This window comes from Rhodanobacter thiooxydans LCS2, assembly GCF_000264375.1.
Classification (GTDB): Bacteria; Pseudomonadota; Gammaproteobacteria; order Xanthomonadales; family Rhodanobacteraceae; genus Rhodanobacter; species Rhodanobacter thiooxydans.
In genome coordinates, this window is sequence record NZ_AJXW01000033.1 from 1 (window position 1) to 871 (window position 871).

The window sequence follows — 871 nt, forward strand, 5'->3', positions numbered from 1 at the left end:
GCTCACCACCATCTTCACGTTATCGCCCGGCATCACCATCTCCACGCCTTCCGGCAGCGTCACCGCACCGGTCACGTCGGTGGTACGGAAGTAGAACTGCGGACGGTAGCCCTTGAAGAACGGCGTATGACGGCCACCCTCGTCCTTCGACAGCACGTATACCTCGGCCTCGAAGTCGGTGTGCGGGGTGATCGTGCCCGGCTTGGCCAGCACCTGGCCACGCTCCACGTCGTCACGCTTCAGGCCGCGCAACAGCAGGCCCGCGTTGTCGCCCGCCTGGCCCTGGTCCAGCAGCTTGCGGAACATCTCCACGCCCGTCACCGTGGTCTTCTGCGTGTCGCGGATGCCGACCACTTCGATTTCGTCACCCACCTTGATCACGCCGCGCTCGATACGGCCGGTCACCACCGTGCCGCGGCCCGAGATCGAGAACACGTCTTCCACCGGCATCAGGAACGGCTTGTCGATCGCGCGCACCGGCTCCGGAATCCAGGTGTCCAGCGCGTCCACCAGCTGGATGATCGCCGGCACGCCGATCTCGCTCTGGTCGCCTTCCAGCGCCTTCAGCGCCGAACCCTTGATGATCGGCGTGTCGTCGCCCGGGAAGTCGTACTTGGAGAGCAGCTCGCGCACTTCCATCTCGACCAGCTCGAGCAGCTCCGCGTCATCGACCATGTCCGCCTTGTTCAGGAACACCACGATGTACGGCACGCCCACCTGGCGGCTCAGCAGGATGTGCTCGCGCGTCTGCGGCATCGGGCCGTCCGCCGCCGAGCACACCAGGATCGCGCCGTCCATCTGCGCCGCACCCGTGATCATGTTCTTCACATAGTCCGCATGGCCCGGGCAGTCCACGTGCGCGTAGTGCCGC

The 871-nt window shown here is 65.9% G+C and carries 1 protein-coding gene; it reads right to left on the reverse strand.

What is annotated here, in order from left to right:
- Positions 1-871: elongation factor Tu (gene tuf / locus UUA_RS07140; RefSeq protein WP_008435494.1), on the reverse strand; the 871-nt coding region annotated here is incomplete at both ends.